Source organism: Ruegeria sp. CG4, from assembly GCF_056537185.1.
In genome coordinates this window covers 38,181-64,248 of record NZ_JBQFRB010000010.1, presented here as the reverse complement: position 1 = coordinate 64,248, position 26,068 = coordinate 38,181, and the positions used below count along the sequence as shown (strand labels likewise).

The 26,068-nt window shown below is 59.7% G+C and carries 26 protein-coding genes; 6 read left to right on the top strand and 20 right to left on the bottom strand.

Translation table 11 applies throughout. The features are described 5' to 3' along the window. Positions 1 to 15 precede the first annotated feature (15 nt). Together ACR0J2_RS20395 and ACR0J2_RS20390 are read left to right on the top strand one after the other, a co-directional pair. Complete coding sequence (locus tag ACR0J2_RS20395) at positions 16 to 1,548, top strand: ATP-dependent DNA helicase (RefSeq protein ID WP_321250349.1); 1,533 nt, start codon at positions 16 to 18, stop codon at positions 1,546 to 1,548. Beyond that, positions 1,545 to 2,273 carry an SDR family oxidoreductase gene (locus ACR0J2_RS20390; RefSeq protein WP_480813655.1) on the top strand — a complete coding sequence of 243 codons (729 nt, stop codon included), beginning with the start codon at positions 1,545 to 1,547 and terminating at the stop codon, positions 2,271 to 2,273. Before ACR0J2_RS20395 ends, ACR0J2_RS20390 begins: the two co-directional genes overlap by 4 nt. Positions 2,274 to 2,277: 4 nt before the next feature. Here the strand turns inward: ACR0J2_RS20390 and ACR0J2_RS20385 are convergent, their stop codons facing one another. The 13 genes from ACR0J2_RS20385 to trpS form a co-directional block, all read right to left on the bottom strand. Beyond that, positions 2,278 to 3,045: a TIGR02186 family protein gene (locus ACR0J2_RS20385; RefSeq protein WP_170825255.1), complete on the bottom strand. Its 768-nt coding sequence runs from the start codon at positions 3,043 to 3,045 to the stop codon at positions 2,278 to 2,280. Between the two features lie 2 nt (positions 3,046 to 3,047). Next, on the bottom strand, positions 3,048 to 3,968 hold the full coding sequence (locus ACR0J2_RS20380) for a sulfite exporter TauE/SafE family protein (protein WP_170615663.1): 921 nt from the start codon (positions 3,966 to 3,968) through the stop codon (positions 3,048 to 3,050). Positions 3,969 to 4,306: 338 nt separating this feature from the next. Next, positions 4,307 to 5,275: an ABC transporter permease gene (locus ACR0J2_RS20375; protein WP_480490855.1), complete on the bottom strand. Its 969-nt coding sequence runs from the start codon at positions 5,273 to 5,275 to the stop codon at positions 4,307 to 4,309. Further along, positions 5,275 to 6,369: an ABC transporter permease gene (locus ACR0J2_RS20370; protein ID WP_170615667.1), complete on the bottom strand. Its 1,095-nt coding sequence runs from the start codon at positions 6,367 to 6,369 to the stop codon at positions 5,275 to 5,277. The genes ACR0J2_RS20375 and ACR0J2_RS20370 overlap by 1 nt, the downstream gene beginning before the upstream one ends. A gap of 1 nt (position 6,370) precedes the next feature. Continuing rightward, positions 6,371 to 7,900, bottom strand: coding sequence for an ABC transporter ATP-binding protein (locus ACR0J2_RS20365; RefSeq protein ID WP_170615669.1), 1,530 nt, complete (start codon positions 7,898 to 7,900; stop codon positions 6,371 to 6,373). Positions 7,901 to 7,989: 89 nt separating this feature from the next. Beyond that, positions 7,990 to 8,988 carry a BMP family lipoprotein gene (locus ACR0J2_RS20360; protein ID WP_170615671.1) on the bottom strand — a complete coding sequence of 333 codons (999 nt, stop codon included), beginning with the start codon at positions 8,986 to 8,988 and terminating at the stop codon, positions 7,990 to 7,992. Between the two features lie 158 nt (positions 8,989 to 9,146). Continuing rightward, complete coding sequence (locus ACR0J2_RS20355) at positions 9,147 to 9,560, bottom strand: GNAT family N-acetyltransferase (protein ID WP_170681849.1); 414 nt, start codon at positions 9,558 to 9,560, stop codon at positions 9,147 to 9,149. Next, entirely contained in the window at positions 9,557 to 10,147 is a 591-nt protein-coding gene (tsaB, locus tag ACR0J2_RS20350) for a tRNA (adenosine(37)-N6)-threonylcarbamoyltransferase complex dimerization subunit type 1 TsaB (RefSeq protein ID WP_480813654.1), read from the bottom strand. Before tsaB ends, ACR0J2_RS20355 begins: the two co-directional genes overlap by 4 nt. Continuing rightward, positions 10,137 to 10,700 carry a NifU family protein gene (locus ACR0J2_RS20345; RefSeq protein ID WP_480813653.1) on the bottom strand — a complete coding sequence of 188 codons (564 nt, stop codon included), beginning with the start codon at positions 10,698 to 10,700 and terminating at the stop codon, positions 10,137 to 10,139. Before ACR0J2_RS20345 ends, tsaB begins: the two co-directional genes overlap by 11 nt. 69 nt (positions 10,701 to 10,769) lie before the next feature. Then, the gene (locus tag ACR0J2_RS20340; RefSeq protein ID WP_170805763.1) at positions 10,770 to 11,363 is read right to left on the bottom strand and encodes a 2-hydroxychromene-2-carboxylate isomerase; all 594 of its coding nucleotides are present in this window, start codon (positions 11,361 to 11,363) and stop codon (positions 10,770 to 10,772) included. 9 nt (positions 11,364 to 11,372) lie between these two features. After that, on the bottom strand, positions 11,373 to 11,828 hold the full coding sequence (locus ACR0J2_RS20335; RefSeq protein ID WP_170615682.1) for a universal stress protein: 456 nt from the start codon (positions 11,826 to 11,828) through the stop codon (positions 11,373 to 11,375). A gap of 77 nt (positions 11,829 to 11,905) precedes the next feature. Continuing rightward, a complete protein-coding gene (locus ACR0J2_RS20330; protein WP_480813652.1) occupies positions 11,906 to 12,769 on the bottom strand; it encodes a branched-chain amino acid aminotransferase in 864 nt (287 codons plus the stop codon). Between the two features lie 58 nt (positions 12,770 to 12,827). Next, positions 12,828 to 13,856 carry a tryptophan--tRNA ligase gene (trpS, locus tag ACR0J2_RS20325; RefSeq protein ID WP_170615686.1) on the bottom strand — a complete coding sequence of 343 codons (1,029 nt, stop codon included), beginning with the start codon at positions 13,854 to 13,856 and terminating at the stop codon, positions 12,828 to 12,830. Between the two features lie 86 nt (positions 13,857 to 13,942). Between trpS and ACR0J2_RS20320 the strand changes: the two genes are divergently transcribed. Continuing rightward, entirely contained in the window at positions 13,943 to 14,629 is a 687-nt protein-coding gene (locus tag ACR0J2_RS20320; protein ID WP_480813651.1) for a rhomboid family intramembrane serine protease, read from the top strand. Between the two features lie 4 nt (positions 14,630 to 14,633). On the opposite strand, the gene murJ is transcribed toward ACR0J2_RS20320, so the two are convergent. The 3 genes from murJ to ACR0J2_RS20305 are packed head-to-tail and all read right to left on the bottom strand — an operon-like array spanning position 14,634 to position 20,102. Then, on the bottom strand, positions 14,634 to 16,175 hold the full coding sequence (gene murJ, locus ACR0J2_RS20315) for a murein biosynthesis integral membrane protein MurJ (protein ID WP_480813650.1): 1,542 nt from the start codon (positions 16,173 to 16,175) through the stop codon (positions 14,634 to 14,636). Further along, a complete protein-coding gene (locus tag ACR0J2_RS20310) occupies positions 16,172 to 18,970 on the bottom strand; it encodes a [protein-PII] uridylyltransferase (RefSeq protein WP_480813649.1) in 2,799 nt (932 codons plus the stop codon). The genes murJ and ACR0J2_RS20310 overlap by 4 nt, the downstream gene beginning before the upstream one ends. Next, entirely contained in the window at positions 18,930 to 20,102 is a 1,173-nt protein-coding gene (locus ACR0J2_RS20305) for a penicillin-binding protein activator (protein WP_170615693.1), read from the bottom strand. Before ACR0J2_RS20305 ends, ACR0J2_RS20310 begins: the two co-directional genes overlap by 41 nt. An 88-nt stretch (positions 20,103 to 20,190) precedes the next feature. Between ACR0J2_RS20305 and rsmI the strand changes: the two genes are divergently transcribed. From rsmI to gshB, 3 genes are all read left to right on the top strand, one after another. Beyond that, entirely contained in the window at positions 20,191 to 21,048 is an 858-nt protein-coding gene (rsmI, locus tag ACR0J2_RS20300; protein ID WP_480813648.1) for a 16S rRNA (cytidine(1402)-2'-O)-methyltransferase, read from the top strand. A gap of 1 nt (position 21,049) precedes the next feature. After that, positions 21,050 to 21,421, top strand: coding sequence for a YraN family protein (locus ACR0J2_RS20295; RefSeq protein WP_480813647.1), 372 nt, complete (start codon positions 21,050 to 21,052; stop codon positions 21,419 to 21,421). 61 nt (positions 21,422 to 21,482) lie between these two features. Then, entirely contained in the window at positions 21,483 to 22,415 is a 933-nt protein-coding gene (gene gshB / locus ACR0J2_RS20290; protein ID WP_480813646.1) for a glutathione synthase, read from the top strand. Here the strand turns inward: gshB and ACR0J2_RS20285 are convergent. From ACR0J2_RS20285 to cobU, 4 genes are all read right to left on the bottom strand, one after another. Continuing rightward, positions 22,412 to 23,926 carry a YifB family Mg chelatase-like AAA ATPase gene (locus ACR0J2_RS20285; RefSeq protein WP_480813645.1) on the bottom strand — a complete coding sequence of 505 codons (1,515 nt, stop codon included), beginning with the start codon at positions 23,924 to 23,926 and terminating at the stop codon, positions 22,412 to 22,414. The genes gshB and ACR0J2_RS20285 overlap by 4 nt on opposite strands. Positions 23,927 to 23,996: 70 nt before the next feature. Further along, a complete protein-coding gene (locus tag ACR0J2_RS20280; RefSeq protein WP_480813644.1) occupies positions 23,997 to 24,869 on the bottom strand; it encodes a glutathione S-transferase N-terminal domain-containing protein in 873 nt (290 codons plus the stop codon). 58 nt (positions 24,870 to 24,927) lie between these two features. Beyond that, positions 24,928 to 25,506, bottom strand: coding sequence for a histidine phosphatase family protein (locus tag ACR0J2_RS20275; RefSeq protein ID WP_480813643.1), 579 nt, complete (start codon positions 25,504 to 25,506; stop codon positions 24,928 to 24,930). Next, on the bottom strand, positions 25,503 to 26,024 hold the full coding sequence (gene cobU, locus ACR0J2_RS20270) for a bifunctional adenosylcobinamide kinase/adenosylcobinamide-phosphate guanylyltransferase (protein WP_170615708.1): 522 nt from the start codon (positions 26,022 to 26,024) through the stop codon (positions 25,503 to 25,505). The genes ACR0J2_RS20275 and cobU overlap by 4 nt, the downstream gene beginning before the upstream one ends. Between the last annotated feature and the right edge of the window lie 44 nt (positions 26,025 to 26,068).

The following is a 26,068-nucleotide window of genomic DNA, read 5'->3' as shown; positions in this document are numbered from 1 at the left end:
CTGTAGGGTCGCGCCATGTCCTTGCCTCTTGTCACCTTTTCCGATGATCAGGCCGCCGCCTATGACAGCATTTCCGAGATGCTGAAATCGGCGGGCGTCGACCTTGACGATGACGCGCTGCTCAGGCCGCCCGGAGGTGGAAAGACAGAAACGATGGCCGTGATCGGCAAGGCCGGGTCAGGCAAAACACTGCTGTTGGCTGAATTGTTCAAGGCGCTGGCCGAAACCGGTGTTCAGATCGTGTCCGGCGACTTTGAAAGCCGTAAGTCAAAGGACAAGCGCAGCCTTGCCATTCTGGCCCCGACCAACAAGGCGGCCAGCGTTCTGCGCCTGCGCGGGGTTCCCGCAACAACCATCCACCGCATCCTTTACACGCCTGTATACGACCCGGAATATGAGCGTATTGCCGAATGGCTCGCAGGAAATGACGAACGCCCCGAAATCGAGGGGCTGACGGATGAGGCGTTGGACCGGGCTGCGGCATTCTATGCCAACAACAAATCCATCCCCGGTGCGCTGGCCGCTGCCGGGCTCCGGGGTTCGGATTTCATTACCGGGTGGAAACGCCGGGACGAACCGCTCGATATCGGGTTTGTGGACGAAGCCTCGATGCTGGATGACCGGCAGTTCGAGGACCTGAAAGAGATTTTTCCAACCTTGCTTCTGTTCGGAGATCCGGCCCAGCTTGCGCCTGTGAACCAGTCCGGCAGCATGGTATTCGAAGCTCTGCCCGAGCCTCGGAAGCTGACACTACACCGGGTCCACCGGCAGGATGCGGATAACCCGATTCTGGATCTTGCCCATGCCTTGGCGGACCCGGCGATGGGGTTCGAGGATTTCGAAAGGCTGGTCGAGCAGACCGCCCGTCAGGATGACCGCGTCGTCTGGGGGCAGCGGGTCGAGGTTGACCTGATGGCGCGCAGCCCGGTTCTGGTCTGGCGCAACGCCACGCGCATCCGCCTGATCAACGCCTTCCGGCATGTTCACGGCGCCCCCGACACCGAGTTGCTCGAAGGTGAACCCCTGATCTGCGACGGTTTGGAACTGCCGCTGAAACACCGCAAGAAGCGGCTGGATCTGGAAGCGCGCGGCCTGATCAAGGGCGCACAGGTCATCTATCTGGGTCCCGGGCGCAAACCGGGTTTTTCACGTCTGCATGTGATGGGGGCTGAAGACCCACAGGTCAGCGCCGCCTCGATCGTCAAGATCGAGAAACCGGACGAGGAAGAACCGTTTATCCCCTATGCCGCCCGCATGGGGGCAACCTTCCTGCATGGTGCTGCCGTGACGATTCACAAAGCGCAGGGGTCGCAGTGGGACACGGTGCAGGTTTTTGCGCCCGATATCTACGCTGCCGCCAGAATGGGCCGTACCGAGGCGGGACAACCCCTGTGGAAACGTCTGGCTTATGTGGCCATAACCCGCGCGCAGGAAAGGCTGATCTGGGTCGTGCGCAACCGCCTGTCCAAACCGACTCATCCGCTGCGCGTTGATGACCTGCGCACAGCCCCCGCGGCTTCTCTGGTTCTGGAGGCTGAAGACACATGAAGACCATCATCGTAACCGGCGCAAGTTCCGGTATCGGCCGGGCAACCGCCGAGTTGTTTCTGAAGGAAGGCTGGCGCGTCGGCCTTCTGGCGCGCAGTGCCGATGTTCTGACGGCAATGTCAGAGGCTTACGAAAACGCCGTCCCCTTGGTTGCCGATGTAACGAACGCGGACGCAGTCGCCGCCGCCTTCGATGCTTTCACCAAACAGGCTGGCCGTCTGGACGTGCTGTTCAACAACGCGGGCATCTTCGCGCCTGGCGGAACCATTGACGAGATCGCGCTGGACGACTGGTACAACTCGGTCAACGTGAACCTCAACGGGATGTTCCTGTGTGCCCGGGCGGCCTTTGGCATCATGCGCCATCAGTCGCCGCAAGGCGGGCGTATCATCAACAACGGCTCGATAGCGGCCCATGTCCCGCGTCCCAACTCGGTCCACTACTCGGCGACGAAGCATGCGATCACCGGATTGACCCGCAGCCTGTCATTGGACGGGCGGAGCTTTGGAATTGCCTGCGGCCAGATCGACATCGGCAACGCGCGCACGCAAATAGTGCAGGGCCTGGTCGACACGGCGATGGCAGAAGGCACGACCCCGGACCCGACTATGTCTGTCGAGGATGCGGCACGCTCTGTGTTGCATATGGCTTCGCTGCCGCCCGAGGCAAATGTTCAGTTCATGACGGTGATGGCCACCACGATGCCTTACATCGGCCGGGGCTAAAGGTTTACTTCTCGCGCAACAATCTGAACGCGGTCGAGGCGCCCCACCCGGCCGAGATCGCGATGACAAGCGACATCAGACCGTACCAGACCGGCTGTTGGCGGGACATGTTGAACAGAAACCGTTCAAGTCCAACCTTGCGCACGTCGATCACCGTCTCGAATTGGGAAACAACCTCTCCGCCGCGTGTCAGCAGAATGCGCGCGACATAGTCGCCCTCGGTCAAGTCTGCAGGCATGTCGATCGAGGTTCTGAACAGGGTCTGCTCATCCACAGCCACGGTGTTTTCTCGGATCGAGTAAAGTCCCTCATGCTCGCGAATTCGAACAACTGCATCCGCAAAGTCCTGCGCGCCGCGAATATGCATCGCGGCACCCACCGACCGGATGGCACGTTCGATCGAAACCCGGTGGCGCAGATCTTCTACGTCCGACAGGATGGAATTCAGCGGTGAACTGGTTGCAACGGCATAAAAGCTGGGTGCCAGATCGACCAACACGCTGTCGGTGTTCACCCAGATACCCAGCCGCTTCTCTTTTCTTCGCACCGTTACAGGGCTGGATGGCCCGGCAACCGCAACAATCACTTCCAGCGGCGGGCCCGGCGGGATCGGCGCTTCGCGCTTGACCGCCCCGAATATCAGAATTTCGGAACCGTCAAAGTTTGCTGTGATTGCAACCCGGTCCTGGCTGAGGCCAAGAACAACCTGCTCATCCTCTGCATGCGCGGGCAGGCAGATAAGGCACAGAACGGCGATCAGATAACGCATCATGATCAGTGTCCTCCCGCATCGCCCAACGAGTACAACTCGGAGGGTTGAAGCAACAGGTCCAGCGCAAGTTTTCCACATACGGCAAGCACCAGGGCCGCCAGCAGAACACGCAACTGCTCGGCCGGCATGCGCGATCCGATGACCGTGCCGATCTGCGCCCCGATAACTCCACCAACCAGAAGAAGCACCGCCAGGACCACATCAACAGTGTAGTTCGTGGTGGCATGCAGCATTGTTGTAAACGCCGTCACGAAAATGATCTGAAACAGCGATGTACCCACAACGACCTTGGTCGGCATGCCCAGCAGGTAGATCATCGCAGGCACCATGATGAACCCGCCGCCCACGCCCATGATGGCGGACAGCACGCCGACGCACAGCCCGACCAACGCTGGTGGAATGACCGAAATATACAGGCCCGAAGTCCGAAAGCGCATCTTGAGCGGCATGGCGTGAACCCAGCCGCGCTGACGTCGCTTGGGGGGCGAACCTCCGGCCTTTTTTGACTTGCGCAGCGCGTTGAGGCTTTCGATGAACATCAGGCTACCGACGACACCCAGAAACACGACGTAACACAGGGTAACCAGCAAATCGACCTGACCCAGGCTTTTGAGGTAGTTGAACACCACAACGCCCAGCGCCGCGCCGATCAGACCTCCGGTCAGCAACACGGTGCCCATTCGAAAGTCCACGGTCCTTCGCCGGAAATGCGCCAACACGCCAGAGAACGACGACGCCACGATCTGGTTGGCCTCGGTCGCAACTGCCACAGCGGGAGGGATGCCGATGAAGAACAGCAGCGGGGTCATAAGGAACCCGCCGCCAACTCCGAACATGCCGGAAAGAATGCCCACCATTCCGCCCAGACCCAACAGCAGAAAGGCGTTCACGGATACTTCGGCGATTGGAAGGTAAATCTGCATGATGTTCTCTAAACGGGCTGGGTGTGTTCGTGTAATGTGACAAAGCCCGTCTTATTGCAATGGGTCTGGCCGCAAGTGCGACGCACCGGCACGGTCTTGGCAGTGTTCTGGGCGAACAATCTCTGTTTATGACCCACCAGCGGCAAAGACAGACCGACCCGCACAACAATCCCGGAGCCAGAGTCCGAGGAATCGGAAAGCGAAAAAAGCCTGTCTGCAGACCGGGTTATGAAAGGGGGCGTTTGCATACCCCTTTAGAGCGGGTGCGACATGCAAAATCAACTCTGCATGCCGCTCTGCAGCGAACAGGACTGAGATACTAGTCCGAACTGGACCTATCAGCGTTCCTTCACATAGGGTTCGCCCCCGGCGCGTGGCGGCACGGCCTTGCCCACGAACCCGGCAAGGATCACCACGGTCAGGATATAGGGCAACGCGTCCATGACTTGCACCGGTATGACAACCCCACCCAGATCGATGTTCTGGAATCGCAGGGCGATGGCCTGAAGCAGACCGAACAGAAGGCAGGCCCCCATCGCGTGCCAGGGTCTCCATTTCGCAAAGATCAGGGCCGCCAGCGCGATAAAGCCACGCCCGGCCGTCATGTCCTTGACGAACCCCGCCTGAAGCGCGGTGGCCAGATAGGCACCGGCGATCCCGCAAAGCAGGCCGCAGATGGCAACAGCGGCATAGCGAAGCCCCACAACGGAAACACCGGCCGTATCCACCGCGGCAGGGTTTTCACCCACGGCGCGCAGTCGCAAGCCAAACCGGGTGCGGAACAGGATCCACCAAGTGGCAGGCACCATCAGAAAGGCGACGTAGACGAGAATCGAATGGCCAGACAGCAACTCGGAATAAATCGGGCCAATGAACGGAACACCGCTTAATGCTTCCGCAAAGGGAAATTCGATCGGTCCAAACCGTCCGCCACCGATCAGTGAAGGTGTTCGACCCCCCTGCTGGAACCAGCTTTGCGCCACAAGAACGGTCATCCCCGCCGCCAGAAAATTGATCGCCACGCCCGAGATCAACTGATTGCCCCGGAATGTGATCGACGCAACGCCGTGCAGGGCGGACAAAACCAAAGATGCGGCAACACCTGCCAACAAGCCCAGCCAGACCGACCCGGTCACGGCTGCCACGGCGGCGGAAAAGAAAGCCGCCATCAGCATCTTGCCTTCCAGTCCGATGTCAAAGACGCCCGCCCGTTCGGAATAGAGCCCGGCCAGACAGGCCAGCAGCAGCGGTGTTGCAAGGCGGATGGTTGAGTCCAGGACCTGGATGATGATCAGGAATGTGTCCATCACTCAGCTCCTTTCCGCATACCCAGGAACAGTTTTTCAAGCGGCATGCGAACCATGTTGTCCAGCGCGCCGGTGAACAGGATCACCAGCGCCTGAATCACCACGATCAGCTCGCGCGGAATACTGGTCCAGAACGCCAACTCGGCCCCGCCCTGGTACAGGAACCCGAAAAGGATCGCCGCAAGAAACACCCCGAACGGATGAGAGCGCCCCATGAGCGCCACCGCGATACCGATGAAACCCGCGCCCTCGGTCGAGTTCAGAACCAGCCGCTCCGCCTCGCCCATGACGTTGTTGATGGCCATAAGGCCAGCCAGCGCGCCCGAGATCAGCATGGCGATGATGGTAATGCGCACGGGTGAGATGCCTGCGTAGACGGCCCCGGTTTCCGAATGACCATAGGCCCGGATTTCATAGCCAAGCCGGGTGCGCCAGATCAGCGCCCAAACCACGAAACAGGCCAGAACCGCGACAAAGAAGGTGATATTGGCCGGGGCACCTTTGAACAGAACGTTTTCGGCCGTCGAGAACATGGACTGGAACGTAGGCAGATGAACGGCTTCGGGGAACCGGGCGGTCGCCGGATCCTGCGCCCCCGGGGGGCGCATCACATTGACCAGAACATAGTTCAGAACCGCCGCTGCGATAAAATTGAACATGATCGTGGTAATCACGATATGGCTGCCGCGCTTGGCCTGCAGATAGGCCGGGATCGCAGCCCATGCCGCACCGAAAACCATTGACGCGGCGCAGGCGGCCAGAAGGGCAATGCTCCAGTGTGGCCAGGGGACATAGAGGCAGACGATGGCAACCCCAAGGCCGCCCAGCATGGCCTGTCCTTCGCCGCCGATGTTGAACATGCGCGCATGAAAGGCGACGGCCACCGCCAGCCCCGTGAACATGAAGTTCGTCGCGTAATACAGGGTGTAACCCCAGCCATAGGTCGACCCAAGCGCGCCGGAAACCATGAGCTTCACGGCCTCGACTGGGTTTTCACCGATGGCCAGGATGACCAGTGCCGAGAGGATTGCGGCCAATATCAGACTGATCAGCGGGATCAGGACGACATCGGCCCATTTGGGCATTTTTTCCATACTACGCGGCCTCTCCCGCCACACCGGCCATCAACAGGCCCAGTTCTTTTTCATCTGTCTCATGGGGCAGACGTTCGCCCATGATATGTCCGTCAAACATCACCGCAATCCGGTCGGACAAAGAGAAGATCTCTTCCAGCTCGACCGAGACCAGCAGGATTGCCTTACCCTGATCGCGCAGGGCGACGATCTGTTTGTGAATGAATTCGATCGCACCAATATCCACGCCGCGCGTCGGTTGACCGACCAGCAGCAGGTCGGGGTTGCGCTCGATCTCGCGGGCAACGACGATTTTCTGCTGGTTTCCGCCCGAGAAGCTTTTGGCAGTCAGCCACGGGTTCGGTGGGCGGACGTCGAATTTCTCGATCTTGGCCTCGGTATCTGCCCGAAGGGCAGCGTTGTCCATGAAAATGCCGCGCTTGTAGGCGGGGTCACGGTGATAGCCGAAGGCGACGTTTTCCCAAGCGTGGAAATTCATGATCAGACCTTCGCGCTGCCGGTCTTCGGGGACATGCGCGATGTGCTGATCGCGGCGCGCGCGCCCGTCCGAACCCGGCCCGCTCAGCGCCAGCGGGGTGCCGTTCAGCTTGATGGACCCCTGCCCCGGTCGCATTCCGCCCAGAACTTCCAGCAATTCGGACTGACCATTGCCAGCAACACCGGCGATGCCGACGATCTCACCGGCACGGATCGTCAGATCAATACCTTTGACGCGCTCGACACCCGCCTGATCGCTCACCCGCAGATTCTCGATCTCCAGCACCGGTTTGCCGGGCTGGGCGGGCACTTTATCGACTTGCAGCAGGACCTTCCGGCCAACCATCAGCTCGGCCAGTTCCTCGGGGCTGGTGTCGGCAGTCTTGACCGTCGCAGTCATCTGCCCGCGGCGCATGACCGAGACCGTATCGGTGTTCTCCATGATCTCACGCAGCTTGTGCGTGATCACGATGATGGTCTTCCCCTCGGCCCGCAGACGGTCAAGGATGCGGAACAGCTGATCGGCCTCAGCCGGGGTCAGAACGCCGGTCGGCTCGTCCAGAATCAAAATCTCGGCCTTGCGATACAGGGCTTTCAGGATTTCGACACGCTGTTGCATGCCCACGCCGATCTCGTCGATGCGTTTGTCCGGATCCACGAACAGTTCGTACTCTTCTTCCAGCGCTTTCAGTTCCTTGCGCGCCTTGGACAAAGACGGGGCCAGCAGCCCGCCGTCTTCAGCGCCCAGAACAATGTTCTCCAGAACGGTGAAATTCTCGACCAGTTTGAAGTGCTGGAACACCATCCCGATCCCCGAGGCAATCGCGGCCTGGCTGTCAGGGATTTCGGTCTTTGTCCCGTTGATCCAGATCTCGCCTTTGTCGGCTTTGTAAAACCCGTAGAGGATGCTCATCAGCGTGGATTTGCCCGCACCGTTTTCACCGATGATCCCGTGGATCGTGCCGGGGGCGACGCTGATGGAAATGTCTTTGTTGGCCTGAACCGGCCCAAAGGCTTTGGAAATCCCTTTGAGCTCAATGGCGGGGACGGTCATGTCTTGCCCTCAATTGCCGAAGGGCCGCGTAGTCAAACAGCGGCAGAGTGAGTTGGGACGGGAGATAAAATCCCCCGTCCCATGCGATATCAGAACTGCAGTGCCGGGCAGCTGTCGTTCTCGTAGTAGCTGACAACAGAGATGTCCCCGTCGATGATGCCACGACGTGCAGCTTCTACGGCATCAGCCATCTGGGGGTGTACCAGTTCGCGGTTGTTATCGTCGATTGCGACACCAACTCCGTCTTCGGCCAGACCCATGGCGAATACGCCGGTTTCAAGGTCTTCACCCGCTTTCATCGCTTCATAAACAGCAACGTCCACGCGTTTCAGCATCGATGTCAGAACCTTGCCCGGGTGCAGGTGGTTCTGATTGCTGTCCACACCGATCGACAGGATGCCTTCGTCCGCCGCAGTTTGCAGAACACCAACACCGGTGCCGCCGGCAGCCGCATAGATCACATCAGCGCCCTGGCTGATCTGGGCTTTGGTCAGTTCCGAACCCTTTACAGGGTCGTTCCAGGCGGCCGGGGTGGTGCCGGTCATGTTGGCTACCACGTTGATGTCCGGGTTCACAGCCTTGGCGCCCTGTGCATAGCCGCAACCGAAGTGGCGGATCAGCGGAATGTCCATGCCGCCGATAAAGCCGACGGTGCCGGACTTGGACGCCATCGCGGCCATCATGCCGACCAGATACGAGCCTTCATGTTCGGCAAAGCCGATCTGACGGATGTTCGGCGCGTCCAGCCAGGTTACGTCAACCGCGACGAACTTGGTGTCCGGATAGTCGCCTGCAACAGCAGACAGCGGATCGGCCATTGCAAAACCCATGGTGATGATCGGGTTGGCACCGGCTTCGGCAAAGCGGCGCAGGGCCTGCTCGCGCTGGGCTTCGGACTGAAGCTCGATCTCGCGGTAGGTACCGCCGGTCTGATTGGCCCAACGTGATGCGCCGTTATGGGCCGCTTCGTTGAACGATTTGTCGAACTTGCCACCCAGGTCAAAGATCAGGGCCGGTTCTGCAATTGCGGCACCCGCTGTCATCGCGACTGCAGCTGCGGCACCCATCAAGGATTTCATCAGGGTCATTGGTTACTCCCGTTTTGTTTTTTTGTCGGCTGGAGCCAAGATAGCCCCCTTTACCCACTCAGAGCGAGCATAACTGTTGTGATGGCGGGAATTAAGGCCGTTTGCAACAGCCATGGTCAACCACTAATTTGACCAATCGGTAAAAAACTTGCCTGCCTTCAGATCAGGCGGCATTCCATTTGGATTGCATCGAGCTTCTGATTGTTTTCATGAAGGTAATACCCCTTACGCAGGCCGCAGACCTTGTAACCACAGCTCTGATAAAGGGAAATTGCCGGCAAATTGTCGGCCGCTACGTCCAGAAAAGTGTGAGTGGCACCCAGTTTTTTTGCCTTGTTGTGCCAGTCTTTCATGCATTGCCTTGCAAGCCCCTGCCTTTGATAGGCCGGGTGAGTTGCAATCGTCAAAAGCTCCGCCTGATCGGCAATAACCTGAATGACGGCAAATGATCGTTCATTTCCAACAACATGCGTGAATCTGTTTTCCAGAAGATCACAAAACTCCTGGGCGCTCCACGGGCGGGCTCGGGTAAAAGCCGCGGCATGCGTCCTTGCAAGATCCTGCGGTTTCATTCGTCCAGCAACACCGGAGGCAGATCTTTCGATGGGGCCGCATCGGCCGCACGGATATAGAGCGGCGCTGGTGCCTCTGATACAGACTGCCAGCGACGCGACGTAATCCGGGCAATCGCGCGGGCTTGCAAATCCGCGTTGTCGTTCAGAACCAGGGCTCCAAACGTTTCTGCCGTCTCTTGGCCAATCAGTTCCGGGTCAGAATCATGCAAGGAAACATAAACCTGCTCTCGCGGCGCGCGAATCGCAGGGATGCTGCCCTGAGGCGCAAATTCGGCCAGGGCATCGAATCCCGTCACGCCGACAGCCGGAATTCCCAGGCCCAGCGCCAAACCGCGTGCGGCAGAAACCGAGATTCGGATTCCGGTGAAATTGCCCGGACCTATGCCAACGCCGATCGCATCCAAATCCGCCCAAGTACACCCGCCCAGAGCCAGAACCTCGTGCAGCAGAGGCATCAGGCGTTCCGCCTGGCCGCGCGTCATGGGTTCAGCGCAGGAGGTCACGATTTCACCGTCCCGCAACAAAGCGGCCGCGCAATGCGCGGCCGATGTGTCGAATGCCAGTATGATCGGATCAGACGGCAACCGGGCGCACCTCGGTCACTTCGGGGATGTAGTGACGCAGCAGGTTCTCGATCCCCATTTTCAGGGTCAGGGTCGACGATGGGCAGCCCGCACAGGCGCCTTGCATATGCAGATATACGACACCGCGGTCAAAGCCGTGAAAGGTGATGTCCCCACCATCCTGTGCCACGGCCGGACGCACGCGGCTGTCCAGCAGGTCTTTGATCTGATTGACGATTTCCGCGTCCTCGCCGGTATGTTCGGCGTGCCCCGAAGCGGTTGCGGCGTCTGCGCCCATAACCGGCTGACCGGACTGGTAGTGTTCCATCACCGCGCCCAGAATTGCGGGCTTGATGTGATCCCACTGCAGGTCGTCAGACTTCGTGACTGTTACAAAATCATTGCCGAAGAAAACTCCGGTAACGCCGTTCACCTCAAAGATCCGCTTGGCCAAGGGTGACTTCTCGGCAGCTTCGGCCGTCGGGAAGTCTGCCGTACCCGCTTCCAGAACGGTTTGGCCGGGCAGGAATTTCAATGTTGCAGGGTTGGGCGTCGATTCGGTTTGAATGAACATGGCGCGGCTCCGGTTGGGTTGTACCTGATATGCGGGCAGGCGCCGTGGAAGTCAAGATTTGGAACGATTCTAAATCGTACTGGCAAAATCGACCGCATCCTCCAGCCGGTCATCCCCCCAGAACAGCTCGTCGCCTGCTACAAAACTGGGCGCCCCGAACAGGTCCAGGGCCTGAGCGCGCTTGGACTGCTCGAACAAAGCTTCCTTGATAGCCGGATCCTTTGATCGCGCAATCATATCGCTGCGCAACCCGGCAACGACAAGACAATCAGCCAGCACGCTTTCGTCCGAGATTGTGCGCCCGTCGGCAAATTCTGCTTGGTACACAGCGCGCACAAATGCCGCTTTTTGGTCCTGATCCTCGATGGCCAGAACCAGCCGGGCGGCCAGAACTCCGTTTTGGGGAAAAGGGTTCGGATGCACGAAAGCCAACCCGCGCTTTTTGCACAGACGCTCCATGTCACGCCACATATAGCGCCCTTTGGCGGGATAGATATTGAACGGAGAATTGTCCCATCCCTGCGCGGCGAAAATCGGGCCCAGAAGAAAGGGCTGCCAATCCACGGCAACCCCTTTTTGCGCCGCCACCTGTTCAACCCGCATCGCACTGAGATAGGAATAGGTCGAAGCAAATTCGAACCAGAATTGGATACGGCGGGTCATGTTGGGGCCTCAGGTAATAGCTTCCAGCTTTTCCTTGCTCAGATCCCCGGGCACGATGGTGATCGGGATCGGAAGACTGCCGGAATTGCGTGTCAGTTGCGTCACCAGCGGACCGGGCCCTTTCTTTTCAACGCCCGCACCCAGAACAAGCACCCCGATTTCAGGGTCCGACTGGACATGTTCAATGATCTGCGGCACCGGATCGCCTTCGCGGATGGCCAGTTCGGGTTCGATACCCTGCTTGTCGCGCATCCATTTCGCAAACACCTCGAAATGTGCGTGAATGCGCTCGCGCGCTTCTTCCCGCATGACTTCCGCCACACCGATCCAGTGGTTGAACTCATCCGGAGGGATGACCGACAGAACCGTTACCCCTCCGCCGGTATGCGCCGCACGCATTGCCGCGAAACGCATGGCATTCAGGCATTCGCGGCTGTCGTCAAGTATGACCAGGAACTTACGCATTTGTATCCTCTTTTGTTTCCGGGATCATGCCCGACAGTGGGGATACTGGCAACTCGGAAGCGCGCCGCATTGACGTGTTAGCGGTTGCTGGCGGCCCAATCCCAATACAACTCACGGGCGCGGCGGGAAATCGGGCCAACCTGATACCGGGTATCTTCCAGTGCCGTTACCGGTGTGACCTTGTTCATGTTCCCGGTCATGAACACTTCGTCAGCGTTGTGGAAGTCATCAAAGCTCAGGATGGCTTCGTGCACGGTGACGCCGTCCGCCCTCAGGTTCTTGATATGACGCGCGCGCGTGATCCCGGCCAAAAAGGTTCCATTTGGGGTGGGTGTGAACACCTCGCCGTCGCGAACCATGAAAATGTTGGCCGTTGCGGTTTCCGCCACATGTCCAAGGGCGTCGGTGACAAGCGCATTTGAAAACCCTTTTCCGCGCACCTCCTGCAACATCCGAGCGTTGTTGGGGTAAAGACAGCCGGCCTTGGCATTCACGACTGCGGATTCCAATACCGGGCGACGGAATCGTGTGGTGCCCAGCGTTGCCGAGGCAGTCTCGGGCGCCATCGGAATTTCTTCCAGACAGACCGCAAAACCGGTGCTGTTTTCCTGCGGAACGATAGCGGTCGCGTCGCCATCGATACCCCAGTACATCGGACGGATATAGACAGCGGCATCGGGGCTGTAGCTTTTCAAGCCTTCGCGGATGATCCCGATCATCTGATCAGTGGTTACGAATGGCGTCAGCATAAGCGCCTCGGCCGAGCGATTCACGCGGGCACAATGCGCCTCAAGATCCGGGGCCATGCCATCAAAATACCGCGCCCCATCAAAGACGGACGATCCCAGCCAAGCACCGTGATCGGCCGCGCGCATGATCGGGGCATCCCCGTCATGCCACTGACCCTCGAAATAGGTACGGATATTCTTGCCGACTGCCATGGCGCCCTCCCTAGCTTATGGCAAACCTAGGAAGGCGTTGAGGCAACGTCCAGCGTAATCAGCCCTGTTTGGCGCCGACCATGCCCACGATTTCGTAGGTCTGCTGCAGGATCGGAGATGCAATCGCGCGCGCCTTCTCTGCGCCCCGGGCCAAAATCTGGTCGATCTCGGCCTCTTCGCCCATCAGTCGGGCCATCTCGGACGAGATCGGCGCCAGCTTCGACACCGCCAGTTCGGCCAGCATCGGTTTGAACTCGCCAAACTGCTTGCCGCCTGCTTCGGCCAGAACCTGCTCGGCAGTCTGGTCGCTGAGGGCGGCATAGATGTTTACCAGATTGCGCGCCTCCGGGCGTTCTGCCAGCCCGTCGATCTCGGACGGCAGCGCATCCGGGTCTGTCTTGGCCTTGCGAATCTTCTTGGCGATCGCGTCGGCGTCATCGGTCATGTTGATCCGGGTCATGTCGGACGGATCCGAAGACGACATCTTGCGCGTTCCGTCGCGCAGGTTCATCACACGCGGCGCAGCACCACCGATGACCGGTTCGGTCACAGGAAAGAAGTCCACCCCATAGTCGTGATTGAACTTGATCGCGATGTCACGGGTCAGTTCCAGATGCTGTTTCTGATCCTCTCCCACTGGCACATGGGTTGCGTGATAGGTCAGAATGTCCGCCGCCATCAGCGCAGGATAGGCAAACAGACCCAGCGAGGCGTTTTGCGCATTCTTACCCGCCTTGTCCTTGAACTGCGTCATCCGCTGCATCCAGCCCATCCGGGCGATACAGTTGAAGATCCACGCAAGCTGCGTGTGTTCGGCCACCTGGCTCTGGTTGAAAAGGATCGACTTTTCCGGATCAAGACCGGCGGCGATAAAACCCGCGCAGACTTCGCGGGTCTTTTCGCGCAGACGCTCCGGGTCTTGCCAGACGGTGATCGCGTGCAGGTCGACCATGCAATAGATGGTCTCGAACTCAGGGCCCTGCATATCCACAAAACGCTTGAGCGCACCGAGGTAGTTGCCAAGGTGCAGGTTTCCCGAAGGCTGGATGCCGGAAAACACGCGCGGCGTGAATTGAGTTTCGGTCATCGAAGGGAACTCCCGTCTGGAAAAATCAGCCCCCGTCGCTTACCCATGAGGTCAAGGGACGTCAACAGCCGCGAAAGGCCCGCCCAATGAGCAGCGAACAATATACACCTGCCGTGAACCCTCTGCCGCCTGTCGTTGTGGCGCTGGTGTTGTTCATCATTGGTATCGAACTGGCGTTTTCCCTTGGTACGCGCGGGATCGTCGGCGGACCTTCGGCTGTCGGATGGCGGCTGGACGCGCTGCAAAGCTATGCCTTCTCGCCGGACATCTTCGACTGGATGGTTCAAAACGGGCGGTGGCCCTTCGAACATTTGATCCGGTTCGTGACCTATCCCTTTGTCTCGGCCAATTTCACGCAGGCCATTTTTGTCTGCGTGTTCGTGCTGGCAATGGGCAAAATGGTGGCCGAGGTGTTTGGCGGCTTTCCCATGCTGTTGATCTTTGTGCTGTCAGGTGTCGGCGGTGCACTGGCCTATGCGCTGATCCTGGATCCCCGCTACCCGTTGGTCGGCGGGTTCCCACCGGTCTACGGTCTGATCGGCGCGTTCACCTGGCTGCTGTGGCGCAAACTGTCGCTGGTCGGCGAAAACCAGTCACGCGCTTTCAGCCTGATTGCCGTGCTGATGGGCATCCAACTGCTGTTCGGCCTGCTGTTTGGCGGCACGTCCGACTGGGTCGCCGATCTGGGCGGGTTTGCCACCGGCTTTGGCCTGTCGTTCTTTTTGGCCCCGGGTGGATGGGCCCGGATTGTCGGGCGCATCCGGCGCGACTGACGGATCAGGACCGGCGCAAGGCGCGCCTGAATTCCGATACTTCAAAAGCCCGCAACAGGTGGCCCAACGCGAAATAGGTGATCGCGGCAATCGCAATCAGCAGGAACAGGGCCGGATAACGCCATCCTGGCAGGGCAAAGACCCAGCCGAACACGTGCAGCGCAACAAACAACACAGCGCCCATTCCAACCGAGGCCGCGACGATTCGCCAAGCACGGCGCTTTAAGCGGGCGTCAAAGCGGGCCTCTTCCCCCATCCGGCGTGCGCCGATGGCCAGAAGCGCCACCATCGCCCACCCGGCAGCCGAAGCCGCAATGGCGGGCGCGATCCAGCCCACAACCGGATACAGGCCAAAGGCCAGGGCAGCATTCACGATCATGGCCACCACCGCGTAGTGAAACGGCGTGCGGGTGTCTTCACGGGCAAAAAACAGCGGTTGCAGCAGCTTTTGCAGCATGAAGGCCGGCAGACCGACCCCGTAAATCGCGACGGCCAGCGCCGTGGCGGCTGTGTCTTCTGGGCCGAACTGGCCCCGCTCGAACAGCACCGAAACCAGTGGCGTGGGAATGATCACAAACGCCACAGTCGATGGGATGGTCAGAAGCAGCGTGAATTCGCCCGCTCGGGAGAAGGCGTTGCGCGCACCATCCTTGTCGTCCGCGCGCAAGCGGCGCGAAAGATCGGGCAGCAGCACGATGCCCACAGCGATGCCCACCACACCCAATGGCAACTGGTAAAGCCGGTCTGCCGCAAACAGCCAGCTGACGGCTTTTTCGGTTTTCGACGCCACCAACTGGCCCACCACCAGGTTGACCTGCGTCACGCCCATCGCCAAAGCAGCAGGAACCGCGACACGAACCAGATTGCGCATCTCAGGGCTGAGCTTGGGAAGCCCGGGACGAATACGGATACCTGCGCGCTCCGTTGCGACCCAGACCAGCGCCAACTGTGCGACACCGGCCGCCGGAATGACCGCCAGCAGCCAGCGGACGACTTCGCCACCGGATACAGCACCAAGAATAAGGGCCGAACAGGCAAAGATGTTCAGCAACACCGGCGCGGCCGCAGCGGCGGCAAACCGGCCCGTCGCGTTCAGGACACCCGAAAACAAGGCGGCCAGCGACATGAATAGGATGTAGGGAAAGACGATATACCCATAATCCACCGCCAGATCGAAACGTTCGTCGCCATAGAAGCCCTCGGCCGTGACCCAGACCAGCGCGGGCATGAAGACCATGGCGAGGCCGACCAGCGCCAACACAGCCAACGCCAGCAGGTTGAAGGCGTCCTGCGCAAACTCTTGTGCGTTCTCGCCGCCCTCAAGGCGCTTTGAGAACATCGGAACAAACGCTGCGTTGAACGCGCCTTCGGCGAAGAAGCGGCGGAACATGTTGGGCAGGCGGAAGGCCGCGACAAATGCATCCATGACCGGTCCCGGACCAATATAGGCCGCCAGAAGGATTTCGCGCAGAAATCCAAGGATGCGGCTGGCAAGCGTCCAGAAGCCGACCGTGAACAGGCCCGAAAACAGGCGGATCTGCTTCATGAGGCCGCGCGCTCGGCGCCTTCGGTGATCGCTTTGCGCAGCTTGGCTTCCAGCCCGCGCTGTTTGCTTTCCGAATAGTATTTCAACCCGAACATATCCTTGACATAGAAGGTGTCGACCACCTGTTCGCCGTAGGTCGCGATCACAGCATTGGCGATATACACGTTGGATGCCGCTAGGGTTCGGGTCAGGTCGAACAGCAAACCGGGGCGGTCGCGGGTATCGACCTCGATGATCGTGTAAATTTCAGACCCGTCATTGTCGAACATGATGTGGGTCGGAACGTTGAAGGCGCGTTCGCGTTTCTTGATCTTGTCCCGCGATTTCAGCGCATCGCGCGCCACCACCTCACCCTTGAGGGTTTTGTGGATCATCTGGGTCAGGCGCGGCAGGCGGCTGGCTTCGAATGGGTGGCCTTCGGCATCCTGTATCCAGAACGCATCGGTCACATAGCCGTCCTTGGTCGTATAACTGCGTGCATCCACGACGTTGGCCCCGACCAGCGCCAGCGCGCCGGCGATCCGCGCGAAAATTCCGGGGTGATCGCCCATGGCGAAACAGGCGCGGGTGGCATCGCGGTCTTCGTCCGGGTGCAGGCGGATTTCCATCGCTCCGGGGTCGCCGCTGGTTTCCAAAGCCTGCAGCATCTCGGCAAATTCGATGTGGGTCGAAAGATTGAGACCCTGCCAGTAAGGATCGTAGTGCCGTCCGGTTTCGGTTTTCAGGTCGGCCTTGGACCAGTCGTCCAGCGCAACCCGCAGTGCCTTCTTGGCCTCGGCCCCGCGGTTGGCCCGGTTCAGATCCTCCATCCCCGTTTCCAGCGCGCGTTTTGTTTCGGCATGCAGCGCGCGCAACAGGGTAGCCTTCCAGTTGTTCCATGTATCTGGGCCGACGCCGCGAATGTCACAAACCGTCAGCACCGTCAGAAGGTCCAGCCGTTTGACCGTCTGCACTGCCTTGGCAAAATCACGCACCGTGCGCGGGTCGGAGATATCGCGTTTTTGTGCCATGTCCGACATCAGCAGGTGATAACGCACAAGCCATTCGACCGTTTCGGTGTCTGACTTGTTCAACCCGAGACGTGGCGCGATCTTGCGGGCCATCTGGGCGCCGAGAATCGAGTGATCTTCAGGCCGCCCCTTGGCAATGTCATGCAAAAGCAGCGCCACATACAGAACCTTGCGATTGACGCCCCCTTTCAGGATCGACGAGGCGAGCGGCAGCGATTCAACCAACTCTCCGCGTTCGATCTGCGCCAGGTTGACGATGCACTGGATGGTGTGCTCGTCCACCGTATAGCTGTGATACATATTGAACTGCATCATCGCCACGATAGGCTCGAACTCGGGCAGGAAGGCCGACAACACACCAAGCTCGTTCATCCGGCGCAGGGCGCGTTCCGGGTTGCCGTGTTTCAGCATCAGGTCGAGGAAGATGCGCTGCGCCTCTTTGTCATTGCGCATTTCATCGTCGATCAGATGCAGGTTGGCCGTGACTAGGCGCATTGCATCCGGGTGGATCAGCATCCCGGTCCGCAACCCCTCCTCAAACAGACGCAGCAGGTTCAGTTTGTCGGACAGAAACTTGTCCGGGTCACCAACATCCAGACGGCCATGCACCACCGTGTAGCCTGATTTGACACGGCGGCGGCGGCGAAAGATGCGTTCCAGCAGCGGCGCACCTTTTACATGCGCGGCCTCCAGCTTGGTCAGAAAGATCCGCGTCAGTTCTCCGACCCGCGTTGCTTCCCGGAAATATCGCTGCATGAACACCTCGACCGCACGCCGACCGGCGCGGTCCTGATAGCCCATGCGGTCGGCAACCTCGACCTGCAGATCAAAGGTCAGCTGCTCGGTCGCGCGACCCGTGATCAGATGCAGATGCGACCGGACAGCCCAAAGGAACTCCTCAGCCTCGACAAAGCCCTTGAATTCATCAGGTGTAAACAAGCCAAGCGGAACAAGCTCGGCCACGTCGTGAACGCCATAGATGTACTTGGCGATCCAGTACAATGACTGCAAGTCGCGCAGACCCCCTTTACCCTCTTTCACATTGGGCTCGACCATATATCGCTGGCCTTGCTTGAGGTGTCGTGCGTCCCGCTCCTGCAACTTGGCTTCGATGAATTCACGCTCGCTGCCCTTGAACAGGTCGGCTTTCAGGCGCTCTTCCAGCCCCGTCGCCAATTCCCTGTCCCCGGCAAGGTACCGCTGCTCGAGCATCGAAGTGCGGATCGTGAAATCATCCGCGCCCAAACGCAGGCAATCCCGGATTGTGCGTGATGAATGCCCGACCTTCAACCGCAGATCCCAAAGGATGTAGAGCATGGATTCAATCACGCTCTCGGCCCACGCGGTGATCTTGTAGGGGGTCAGAAACAGCAGATCGACGTCGGATGACGGGGCCATTTCACCGCGGCCATACCCTCCGACCGCCAGAACTGCGATCTTTTCACCCTGTGTCGGATTGGCCAGCGGGTGAAGATACCGGCCGGAGACCAGCATCGCGGTTCCGACCAACTGGTCCGTCAGGTAGGTGTACGATCGCGTCAGTGGTCGCGCGGCAAAGGGTTGCTCCGCAAACGAATTGGCGATGGCCGTGCGTCCGGCCTTCTGCGCATCACGCAAAACGCGCACGGTTTCCGCGCGCATTTCAGCATTGTCATTGCAGTTATCGAAGGCTTCGGACAAACGGGCACTGACGCCCTCGCTGTCAAAAATCTCGTTTGCCGGGCAGATCAGGCTGCCTTCGGGCTCAGAGACCGGCGCCTGCAAAGCTTTGTGGAGCAGGGTCAATCACAACCACCTGTTTGTTCTGGATCGTGGCAACCGCCAGACCACGTTCATTTGTTCCGTTCGATCGCAGACGGAAGATGCCGCCAACGCCCTGAAACCCAGCGTTCTGGGTCAGGGCGGCACCTGTCAGCGCGTCCGATTTCCCCTGCCCGACCAATGCGCCGATGGCCGCGATGCCATCATAGGCCAAACCGCTGATCGGGTGCGGTGCCTCGCCATAGGTCGCATTGTACCGTTGGCGATAGGCTTGTGCCTTTGCCGGATCCGGCAAGGCAAACCACCCGCCCTGCACACCCGGCAATTCTAGTGTTTGCGGCGGAATATCCCAGCGTGTCAGCCCGATGAATTGCGTCGTAGCCGGAGAAATACCAGCTTCGGGCAGCAACTGGCTGAACAGCGGCAAGGCACCGGCGGTGGTTGCCGTCAGAAAGATCGAATCGGCCCCGGTTGCATCGACCGTCGACTTAATCGTCGGAACCGAGCCGATGACGCCCTGCTGCGAGCGGTCAAATCCAACCGAACCCGCATTGTTGACCCGGCTTGTGCTGAGGGCTGAAATAATTGCGGTTTGGCCCTGCTGACCTGCCCCATCGTTACTGTGAACGACGACCATTCCGGTTTTGCCCTGCTGGGCCGCGTAATTCACCAGCCGACCAGCCGTGTTTTCAAAGGTCGGTCCCAGCACAAACACGTTTCCACCGGCGACGCTGGTGTTGTTGGAAAAGGACAGAACATTGATGCTTTTGTCCAGAACGGCCAAACCGGCGGCATTGGCTGCCTGCGCGTAAACCGGGCCGATGATGATCTTCGCACCGTCATCCACGGCCTGTTTGGCCACCGTGCCGGCGATACCCGCGTTTCCTGCAGTGTCATAAACCCGAAGATCAATCTGCACATTCTGAAGATCAGCCATGGCCAGACGGGCGGCGTTTTCAAGGCTTTGGGCCAATGCCGCATCCCCCGATTGCGCCGATCCGCGTGGAACCAGTAGGGCGACAGGCACCGGTTTGGATGCGTTGATCGAAGGACCCCCGCCCAGACCGCCGGGCTCACAAGCGGCCAGAAGCGCGGCAGTGGCGAGGACTACGGCGGATTTCGCCAACTTGCGAACGGGCTTGCAAACGGTAAACATCTAAATGAAAACTCCCTGATCCGGCGGCTTGGAACGCTGCTATTCTATTGAGCCGCGATAATAAACGTCATGCAGTGAGGGTCCAGCTTTGAATTTCCAGAAGGTCAGATTAGGCGCGGGATTGTATTTTGTTGCCACTCCGATCGGAACGGCGCGCGACATCACGCTCAGGGCGCTGGATGTACTGGCCTCGGCTGACATGATCGCCGCCGAAGACACCCGCAGCCTGCGGCGCCTGATGGAGATTCATGGAATCCCCTTGGAAGGGCGGCGTATCCAGGCCTACCACGACCACAGCAGTGCAGGCGCGCGCCAGAAAATCCTGGACGCCCTGGCGCAGGGATTGTCGGTGGCCTACGCATCCGAAGCCGGGATGCCGCTGATTGCCGACCCCGGCTACGATCTTGGACGACAGGCGGCCGAGGCCGGGCATTCCGTGACCTGTGCCCCGGGACCTTCTGCGGCCCTGATGGCCTTGACGCTTGCCGGTTTGCCCACGGATGCGTTCTTTTTTGCAGGCTTTCTTCCCAATGCCTCGGGCGCGCGCCGCAGCCGGATAGAGGCGCTGCGCGACATACCCGGTACGCTGGTGTTCTACGAATCACCAAAGCGCGTCGCCGCCAGCCTGTCCGATCTGGCCGAGGGTCTTGGACCCGACCGTCAGGCCGCGCTGTGCCGCGAACTGACCAAGAAATTTGAAGAGGTCCGGCGCGGCACGCTTGGCGATCTGGCCGACGCCTATCGCGGCGAAACCGTAAAAGGTGAAGTTGTCTTGCTGGTTGATCGCGGCCATTCGCAAACCGTTAAGGACTCTGACGTAGAAGAGGCTCTGCAAAGAGCTTTGGAAACCCATTCGGTTCGGGACGCGGCTGATCTTGTCTCGCAGATGTTCAAACTGCCGCGCCGCCCCCTCTATCAGAAGGCTCTGAAACTCGGGAAGGAGTGAAATGGCCAGTCGTTCGGTCAGGGGGTCAGTTTCCTACCACGCGGGTCAGTCTGCGGAACTGTGCGTTGCAGCTGATTATGAACGACGTGGTTTTACCATCACTCACCGTCGTTGGCGCGGGGCCGGTGGTGAGATCGACCTGATTGCACGCGATGCGGACGGCATCGTCTTCATAGAAGTCAAGAAAAGCAGTAGTTTTGAAAAGGCCGCGGCGCGGATCAGCCCCCGCCAGATCAGCCGAATCTACGCCTCCGCAGCCCAGTTTCTGGAGCATGAACCCAATGGGCAGCTGACGAATGTCCGATTTGACGCGGCTCTGGTCGACGCGAGCGGAGCGGTTCAAATCATCGAAAACGCCTTCGGTCAGGTTTGATCGCCATTGAACCCCCTGCCCCTCTGCGCCATGTATCAGGCGAGAAAACGAGGGATACGCCATGAAAATCGCCTTTCAGATGGACCCAATCGGGACCGTGGACATCAATGCAGACAGTTCGTTCAGGCTGGCGGAAGAGGCACAGGCCCGCGGACATCAGTTGTTTTTCTACGGACCCGATCAGCTTGCTTATCAGGAAGGTCGCATTACAGCGCTTGGCCGGGACATGACGGTACAGCGCGTTCCCGGCGATCCCGCGGTTCTGGGGCCAGAACGCGAAGTGGATCTGGCCGATTTCGACGTGATCTGGCTGCGTCAGGACCCACCGTTCGACATGCACTACATCACCTCCACGCACCTGTTGGACCGCCTGAACGGGCGCGCCCTTGTGGTGAATGATCCCTTCTGGGTGCGCAACTACCCGGAAAAACTGCTGGTTCTGGATTTTCCTGACCTGACCCCGCCAACCACAATCGCGCGGGATCTGGAGACAATCAAAACCTTCAAGGAAAAACATGGCGACATCATCCTGAAGCCGCTCTACGGCAACGGCGGCGCCGGTGTGTTCCGCCTGGATACCAATGACCGCAACCTGACCTCGCTGCATGAACTTTTTACGGGCTTTTCGCGTGAACCTCTGATCGTGCAGAAATTCCTGCCCGATGTCCAAAACGGCGACAAACGCGTGATTCTGGTGGACGGGGAACCGGTTGGTGCCATCAACCGCGTTCCAGCAAAGGGCGAGACACGGTCCAACATGCATGTTGGCGGCCGGCCAGAAAAGATCGGCTTGTCCGACCGGGATCTTGAAATCTGCGCCAAGATCGGTCCGCTGCTGAAGGAAAAAGGCCAGGTGTTTGTCGGCATCGACGTGATCGGCGACTACCTGACTGAGATCAACGTCACCTCGCCCACCGGTATCCAGGAACTGGAACGGTTCGACGGGGTCAACGTCGCAGGCAAAATCTGGGACGCAATCGAGGCAAAGCTCTAGGCCATCGCCCGGGCGCTGATGCGAAAACTTAGCGCTTCGGCCACATGGGGTTTGCGGATGTCAGGCGCGCCGTCGAGATCCGCAATCGTGCGCGCAACGCGCAGGATACGGTGGAACGCGCGGGCTGACAGTCCAAACCGTTCGGCCGCTTTCAACAGCAACTCCCTGCCTTCGGCGTCCGGCGCGGCAACCTCCTCCAGCAGCGCCCCCTCAATATCGGCATTTTGACGCACCGACGGGTTTCCCTGAAATCGCGCTGCCTGAACGCCACGCGTCCGTTCCACGCGCGCTGCAACCACAGCCGAACTGTCACCTGACGGCGGCAGATCCAGATCGGTAAACCCGACCGGAGGAACTTCGATTCGCAGGTCAAAACGATCCATCAAAGGACCGGAAATGCGCCCCAGGTAGTCCTCGCCACACATCGGAACCCGCGAACAGGCACGCGCAGGATCGCTCAGATAGCCGCATTTGCATGGGTTTGCGGCCGCAACCAGCATGAACCGGCAAGGGTATTTCACATGCGCATTCGCGCGGGCGACCATGACCTCGCCGGTTTCGATTGGCTGGCGCAGGGTTTCCAGCACGGTGCGCGGAAACTCGGGGAATTCATCCATGAACAGTACCCCGTTATGGGCCAGCGAAATCTCACCGGGTTTGGCGCCCTTTCCGCCGCCGACGATGGCCGCCATCGAAGCGGTGTGGTGCGGTTCGCGAAAGGGGCGGCTGCGGTTGATGCCGCCTTCGTCCAGCAAGCCGCACAGGGACTGAATCATCGAGGTTTCCAGTGCTTCGACCGCTGTCAGCGGCGGCAGGATACCGGGCAACCGGGCGGCCAGCATTGATTTGCCCGATCCCGGTGTGCCGATCATGATCAGGTGGTGTCGCCCCGCCGCAGCAATTTCCAGCGCCCGTTTGGCGCGTTCCTGCCCCTTCACATCGCGCAGGTCTCGCGTAATGGGCGCAAGTGTCACTTCGCCGGGCTGCGCGACCGGCAATGGCGACTGACCCGAGAAATGCCGGACCACATCGCCCAGAGATTCGGCGCCGATCACTTGCGTAGCATCAACCCAGGCCGCTTCGGCGCTTGAGGCTTTGGGGCACAACAGGGAACGATCCTCGGCAGCGGCGGTCATGGCTGCGGGCAAGGCGCCGACGACGGGGACCAGCGATCCATCCAGGGACAGCTCGCCCAGCGCAACTGTGCCTTCCGCGGCATCGGCAGGAATGATCTCCAGCGCCGACAGCAGGGCCACGGCGATGGGCAGGTCGAAATGGCTGCCCTCTTTCGGTAAATCGGCGGGCGACAGGTTGATGGTGATCCGTTTGGACGGCAGGGCGATGGCCATGGAACTGAGGGCGCTTCGCACACGGTCGCGCGCTTCGGACACGGCTTTGTCCGGCAGGCCTACGATCGAAAAGGCTGGCAACCCCGGTGAAACGGCGCACTGAACTTCGACCGGGCGGGCATCAACCCCTTGAAATGCGACAGTGTGGGCGCGGGCAACCATTGTCTTCCTGTTGTTGGTTAACAGGACGTTGCTGCCATGGGTGCGGTTTAGGAATGGTTAACGGCGGTGTTCATTTCCCGACCATCGCCTTGAATTTCGGCCATGCTTCGGGGTCGGCGACGGTCTTGTCCCGACAAAACGCGTTGCAGAACCCCCAACTTGCGCCGTCAAGCTCCAGGAAGTGGGTGGCTACTTTGCCGGAATAGGGACAGTTTTCATTGGCGGAGGGGCCGCTTGCAACTGGCCTGGCCTGTGAAACCCCGCCGATGGGCCACGGGATTGAAGAAAGGTCCTGCGCGTAAGGAAAAGGATCGTATTGCACGGTCAACCCCATGGCCCGCCATTGCCTTACGCAAGGGTCCGAGAGCAACTCCAGGCAATAGTCGCGGCTCGCCGAGGACACCGGCAGCCCATAGCCAATGATGCGGGCCGCAACTGGTGTATAGAATACATCTGCCAGAGAATACGCGCCGAACAACGGACCCGAAGCCGCACCGGACACCGAACGGGCGTGATCCCACAATGTTTCGATGCGCTTCAGGTCTGACAGGGTTTCGGGCGAAGGGTCAAAACCCACCCAGCAGTGAAGCAGTTGCATCGGGCATTGGCTGCGTAACGCCGAAAAACCCGACACCATTTCTGTGCAAAGCCAGCGCGCGGTTGCGCGGGCCGCCGGTTCGTCGGGCCACAAGCCTGCCTCGGGGTGCTGTTCAGCCAGCGTTTCGGCCATGGCCAGGCTTTCACCAACCACAGTTCCGTCCGGCAAACACAAGGCCGGCACAAGCCGTGCCGGAGCCAGAGGTTTCATGTCTTCGTCCATCGTGCCGGAATACAGACCGATCAAATGGCTTCGATAAGGCAGGCCGAACTTTTCCAGCATCAGCCATCCACGCATGGACCAGCTGGAAAACAGGCGGTCCCCGATATACAGGTCATAAGTCATGCGGCAACGATGCCGCAGGGCTTTGCATCAGTAAATCAGAGAATTGTGGGCACTCTTATCACGGAAGATGATTAATAGACCCAACCGACCATGTGCTGCCGTCCCGCGAAATTCGCGTCACCGACAGATTGTCTATCCGGTGTGAAAATGCCTGTTGCGCATCCAGATCAAGCGCGCGTTGCAACTGTGTCAAGATAACGCCGAAATGGGCGACAATGACCAGATCCGCGCCCGTGTGCGCTGCGATCAGCCGATCAATGGCCCGGTCCACCCTCAGGCGCACGTCGTTCCAGCTTTCGCCACCGGGCGGGCGTATGTCGCCGGGATTGTCCCAATAGGCAAATGCAAGTTCGGGATCTTCCGCCTCGATCTCGGCAAAGGCGCGCATCTCCCAGCGGCCAAAGTTGATTTCCCGCAAATCACGGTTATGCGGCAACCGTCTCCGCGTGCCCTGAATGGCCGTTGCCGTATCCGCCGCACGGGACAAGTCGGATGACACGATCAGAGCATCTGATGGCAGGTGCTCGTGCAACCGGTCAATTGCGGCCTGATCGCTCAGATCAGCAGGCAGATCCGACCAGCCGACCATGGTTTTGGCATGTGTGGGCCCGTGTCTGACAAGAAACAAACGTGTCATGGCAATTGCCCCTTGAGGACCAGCGGCAATCCGGCTGTCACCTGCACGACCAGCTTGGCCTGCGCGGCCAGCGCAATGTTCAGACGCCCCTGCGCCTCGCGGAACCGGCGGGCCAGCGCGTTTTCGGGCACGATGCCATGACCGACTTCGTTGGACACGACAACCAGCCGGGCCGGGCAATCGCGCAGTGCGTTCAGCAAATCCTCCTGCGCAGATTGCAGATCGGATTCTGCAAGCAAATGGTTGGTCAGCCACATGGTGGCGCAATCGATCAGACAGATCTGATCCGCTGCCAGTTCGGCCAGAACCGGGGCCAGATCCATGGGCGCCTCAATCGTGGTCCAGCCTTCCCCGCGCTGATCCAGATGGCGCTGAACCTTGGCGTGCATCTCGCCATCAAGCACTTGTGAAGTTGCAAGATAAACCCGGCTTTTTGCAGTTGAAACAACCAGTTGTTCCGCAAAGGCCGATTTCCCCGAGGCGGCCCCGCCCAGTACAAAGGTTAAATCGGAGCTCACGATCCCTACCTTTCAAATGATCCATCTGGTCTTTCTGTGCGTAT

Excerpts from the sequence above, each read along its gene's own strand:
- ACR0J2_RS20395 (WP_321250349.1), top strand. The coding sequence starts at position 16 with ATGTCCTTGCCTCTTGTCACCTTTTCCGATGATCAGGCCGCCGCCTAT.
- ACR0J2_RS20390 (WP_480813655.1), top strand. The coding sequence starts at position 1,545 with ATGAAGACCATCATCGTAACCGGCGCAAGTTCCGGTATCGGCCGGGCA.
- ACR0J2_RS20385 (WP_170825255.1), bottom strand. The coding sequence starts at position 3,045 with ATGATGCGTTATCTGATCGCCGTTCTGTGCCTTATCTGCCTGCCCGCG.
- ACR0J2_RS20380 (WP_170615663.1), bottom strand. The coding sequence starts at position 3,968 with ATGCAGATTTACCTTCCAATCGCCGAAGTATCCGTGAACGCCTTTCTG.
- ACR0J2_RS20375 (WP_480490855.1), bottom strand. The coding sequence starts at position 5,275 with ATGGACACATTCCTGATCATCATCCAGGTCCTGGACTCAACCATCCGC.
- ACR0J2_RS20370 (WP_170615667.1), bottom strand. The coding sequence starts at position 6,369 with ATGGAAAAAATGCCCAAATGGGCCGATGTCGTCCTGATCCCGCTGATC.
- ACR0J2_RS20365 (WP_170615669.1), bottom strand. The coding sequence starts at position 7,900 with ATGACCGTCCCCGCCATTGAGCTCAAAGGGATTTCCAAAGCCTTTGGG.
- ACR0J2_RS20360 (WP_170615671.1), bottom strand. The coding sequence starts at position 8,988 with ATGACCCTGATGAAATCCTTGATGGGTGCCGCAGCTGCAGTCGCGATG.
- ACR0J2_RS20355 (WP_170681849.1), bottom strand. The coding sequence starts at position 9,560 with ATGAAACCGCAGGATCTTGCAAGGACGCATGCCGCGGCTTTTACCCGA.
- ACR0J2_RS20345 (WP_480813653.1), bottom strand. The coding sequence starts at position 10,700 with ATGTTCATTCAAACCGAATCGACGCCCAACCCTGCAACATTGAAATTC.
- ACR0J2_RS20340 (WP_170805763.1), bottom strand. The coding sequence starts at position 11,363 with ATGACCCGCCGTATCCAATTCTGGTTCGAATTTGCTTCGACCTATTCC.
- ACR0J2_RS20335 (WP_170615682.1), bottom strand. The coding sequence starts at position 11,828 with ATGCGTAAGTTCCTGGTCATACTTGACGACAGCCGCGAATGCCTGAAT.
- ACR0J2_RS20330 (WP_480813652.1), bottom strand. The coding sequence starts at position 12,769 with ATGGCAGTCGGCAAGAATATCCGTACCTATTTCGAGGGTCAGTGGCAT.
- trpS (WP_170615686.1), bottom strand. The coding sequence starts at position 13,856 with ATGACCGAAACTCAATTCACGCCGCGCGTGTTTTCCGGCATCCAGCCT.
- ACR0J2_RS20320 (WP_480813651.1), top strand. The coding sequence starts at position 13,943 with ATGAGCAGCGAACAATATACACCTGCCGTGAACCCTCTGCCGCCTGTC.
- murJ (WP_480813650.1), bottom strand. The coding sequence starts at position 16,175 with ATGAAGCAGATCCGCCTGTTTTCGGGCCTGTTCACGGTCGGCTTCTGG.
- ACR0J2_RS20305 (WP_170615693.1), bottom strand. The coding sequence starts at position 20,102 with ATGTTTACCGTTTGCAAGCCCGTTCGCAAGTTGGCGAAATCCGCCGTA.
- ACR0J2_RS20295 (WP_480813647.1), top strand. The coding sequence starts at position 21,050 with ATGGCCAGTCGTTCGGTCAGGGGGTCAGTTTCCTACCACGCGGGTCAG.
- gshB (WP_480813646.1), top strand. The coding sequence starts at position 21,483 with ATGAAAATCGCCTTTCAGATGGACCCAATCGGGACCGTGGACATCAAT.
- ACR0J2_RS20285 (WP_480813645.1), bottom strand. The coding sequence starts at position 23,926 with ATGGTTGCCCGCGCCCACACTGTCGCATTTCAAGGGGTTGATGCCCGC.
- ACR0J2_RS20280 (WP_480813644.1), bottom strand. The coding sequence starts at position 24,869 with ATGACTTATGACCTGTATATCGGGGACCGCCTGTTTTCCAGCTGGTCC.
- ACR0J2_RS20275 (WP_480813643.1), bottom strand. The coding sequence starts at position 25,506 with ATGACACGTTTGTTTCTTGTCAGACACGGGCCCACACATGCCAAAACC.